This window comes from Streptomyces sp. NPDC060198, from assembly GCF_042728415.1.
Lineage (GTDB): Bacteria > Actinomycetota > Actinomycetes > Streptomycetales > Streptomycetaceae > Streptomyces.
Genome location: NZ_JBHWZJ010000556.1, coordinates 1 through 3,322, shown reverse-complemented (window position 1 = coordinate 3,322; position 3,322 = coordinate 1). Strand labels below are relative to the sequence as shown.

Below are 3,322 nucleotides of genomic sequence, written 5' to 3'. Positions count from 1 at the left end.
GCCCCGGACGCATCACGCCGTCCGGGGCCCGTCGTCGTACCCGATCCGGCCCGTCCGGGGCCCGTCGTCCCGCCCGCCGTGCTCCCGGGTCCGCCGTGCTTCCGGATCCGCCGTGTTTCCGGATCTGCCGTGCTTCCGGGGCCCGCCGCGCTCCGGGGGTCTGTCGTACGCCCCCGGGGGGCATGCCCCGCACCGGGGCCCGTACCCTCCCGGGAGGGGCCTCGCGGTCCGCTCCGGCGCGTCCGCGACGAACCCTCAGAACCCTTGTGCGCACTGCGTACCTTGCGCTCCCAGCGAACAGTTATGGAAGCGGGATGGTCTTGTTCCACCTGCGCGTTAGGGTCCATGAAGAGGAAGGGTCGGGTAGTCCCGGCCCACCCGGTACGAAGACGCTGAGACGGCCGGAGCCGTCAGAGACGAGCAGGTGGATACGTGACGAATCTGATGCCCTACGCCGCCGGAGAGCCGTCCCTCGGTGGTGGCCTCGGCGACCAGGTCTACAGCCGACTGCTCGGCGAGCGCATCATCTTCCTCGGCCAGCAGGTCGACGATGACATCGCCAACAAGATCACCGCACAGTTGCTGCTCCTTGCCGCCGACCCCGACAAGGACATCTACCTCTACATCAACAGCCCCGGTGGCTCGGTGACGGCCGGCATGGCGGTCTACGACACCATGCAGTACATCCCGAACGACGTCGTCACCATCGGCATGGGCATGGCGGCCTCGATGGGCCAGTTCCTGCTCACCGGCGGGGCCGCGGGCAAGCGCTTCGCGCTCCCGAACACCGACATCCTCATGCACCAGGGTTCGGCCGGCATCGGCGGTACCGCCTCGGACATCAAGATCCAGGCGCAGTACCTGCTCCGCACCAAGACGCGGATGGCGGAGATCACCGCCCGCCACTCCGGCCAGACCGTCGAGACGATCATCCGCGACGGCGACCGCGACCGCTGGTACACCGCCGAGGAGGCCAAGGAGTACGGCCTCATCGACGAGATCATCACGGCCGCGTCGGGCATCCCGGGCGGCGGCGGCACCGGCGCCTGATCCGGCCCGCACCGGACGGCACCGCGCCCGCACACCTCTCGTACGCCATGAACGTGCGCCGAGAAACCAGCCCACAGAACGCCACCAGGATGGTGAACACCCACATGAACAACTTCCCCGGCGCCTCCGCGAGCGGCCTCTACACCGGCCCGCAGGTGGACAACCGCTACATCGTGCCGCGCTTCGTGGAGCGCACCTCGCAGGGCGTGCGCGAGTACGACCCCTACGCGAAGCTCTTCGAGGAGCGCATCATCTTCCTCGGCGTGCAGATCGACGACGCCTCGGCCAACGACGTGATGGCGCAGCTGATGTGCCTGGAGTCGATGGACCCGGACCGGGACATCTCGATCTACATCAACAGCCCCGGCGGCTCGTTCACCGCGCTCACCGCGATCTACGACACGATGCAGTTCGTGAAGCCGGACATCCAGACGGTCTGCATGGGCCAGGCCGCCTCCGCCGCCGCCATCCTGCTGGCCGCCGGCACTCCGGGCAAGCGCATGGCGCTCCCGCACGCCCGTGTCCTGATCCACCAGCCGTCCTCGCAGACCGGCCGTGAGCAGCTCTCCGACCTGGAGATCGCGGCCAACGAGATCCTGCGCATGCGCACCCAGCTGGAGCAGATGCTGGCGAAGCACTCGACCACCCCGCTGGAGAAGATCAGCGAGGACATCGAGCGCGACAAGATCCTTACGGCCGAGGAGGCCCTGGCGTACGGTCTGGTGGACCAGATCGTCACCACCCGTAAGACCTCGGCCGGAGCCGCGGTCTGACATCGGTCTTTTCCCCTTGGCACGCGCATTCGCCCGGTCTCGGGCCGTGTGAACCGTGCCAAGGGGGGCCCGAACGGGGGGCCAGGCAAGGTACCGTCGAATAGAGGCACCAGGAGTCGCTGAACCAGGCGTCTCCCAGGCGAAGGGGAAGCACCTCGTGGCACGCATCGGTGATGGCGGCGACCTGCTCAAGTGCTCGTTCTGCGGAAAGAGCCAGAAGCAGGTGAAGAAGCTCATCGCGGGACCCGGTGTGTACATCTGCGACGAGTGCATCGATCTCTGCAACGAGATCATCGAGGAGGAACTCGCCGAGACCTCGGAAGTGCGCTGGGAGGAACTGCCCAAGCCACGCGAGATCTACGAGTTCCTGGAGGGGTACGTCGTCGGGCAGGAGCCCGCGAAGAAGGCCCTGTCCGTCGCGGTGTACAACCACTACAAGCGGGTCCAGGCCGGGGAGAACGGCGGCGGTTCCAGCCGGGACGACGCGATCGAGCTCGCCAAGTCCAACATCCTCCTGCTGGGCCCCACGGGTTCCGGCAAGACCCTGCTGGCGCAGACACTGGCCCGCATGCTCAACGTCCCGTTCGCCATCGCCGACGCGACGGCGCTGACGGAGGCCGGCTACGTCGGCGAGGACGTCGAGAACATCCTGCTGAAGCTGATCCAGGCGGCCGACTACGACGTCAAGAAGGCCGAGACCGGGATCATCTACATCGACGAGATCGACAAGGTCGCCCGCAAGAGCGAGAACCCGTCGATCACGCGCGACGTCTCGGGCGAGGGCGTGCAGCAGGCGCTGCTGAAGATCCTGGAGGGCACCACCGCCTCCGTACCGCCGCAGGGCGGCCGGAAGCACCCGCACCAGGAGTTCATCCAGATCGACACGACGAACGTCCTGTTCATCGTGGGCGGCGCCTTCTCCGGGCTGGAGAAGATCATCGAGTCCCGGTCCGGCGCCAAGGGCATCGGCTTCGGCGCGACGATCCGCTCCAAGCTGGAGATCCAGGCGAGCGACCAGTTCCAGGAGGTCATGCCGGAGGACCTGGTCAAGTTCGGCATGATCCCCGAGTTCATCGGCCGGCTGCCCGTCCTCACCTCGGTGCACAACCTGGACCGCGAGGCGCTGCTCCAGATCCTCATCGAGCCGCGCAACGCCCTGGTGAAGCAGTACCAGCGGCTCTTCGAACTCGACGGCGTGGAGCTGGACTTCGAGCGCGAGGCGCTGGAGGCCATCGCCGACCAGGCGATCCTGCGCCAGACCGGCGCCCGCGGCCTGCGCGCCATCATGGAGGAAGTCCTCCAGTCCGTGATGTACGAGGTCCCGTCCCGCAAGGACGTCGCCCGCGTGGTCATCACCCCGGACGTGGTCCGCAACAACGTGAATCCCACGCTGGTCCCGCGCGAGCCGCGCACGATCGGCAAGAACGACGGCGGCAGGCACGAGAAGTCCGCGTAGCTCCCGCCCGCGACGACGCGCGAGGGGCGCCCGGCCATCGGCG

3 protein-coding genes are annotated in these 3,322 nt (G+C 67.8%); all 3 read left to right on the top strand.

The window, feature by feature from the left end:
* The first annotated feature begins 444 nt into the window (after nucleotides 1-444).
* A complete protein-coding gene (locus ACFWEP_RS33340) occupies nucleotides 445-1,050 on the top strand; it encodes an ATP-dependent Clp protease proteolytic subunit (protein WP_275496154.1) in 606 nt (201 codons plus the stop codon).
* An 89-nt stretch (nucleotides 1,051-1,139) separates the two neighbouring features.
* Nucleotides 1,140-1,823, top strand: a complete 684-nt coding sequence (locus ACFWEP_RS33335) for an ATP-dependent Clp protease proteolytic subunit (RefSeq protein WP_387375847.1) — start codon at nucleotides 1,140-1,142, stop codon at nucleotides 1,821-1,823.
* A gap of 157 nt (nucleotides 1,824-1,980) precedes the next feature.
* The gene (clpX, locus tag ACFWEP_RS33330) at nucleotides 1,981-3,279 is read left to right on the top strand and encodes an ATP-dependent Clp protease ATP-binding subunit ClpX (RefSeq protein ID WP_328721678.1); all 1,299 of its coding nucleotides are present in this window, start codon (nucleotides 1,981-1,983) and stop codon (nucleotides 3,277-3,279) included.
* Nucleotides 3,280-3,322 lie beyond the last annotated feature (43 nt).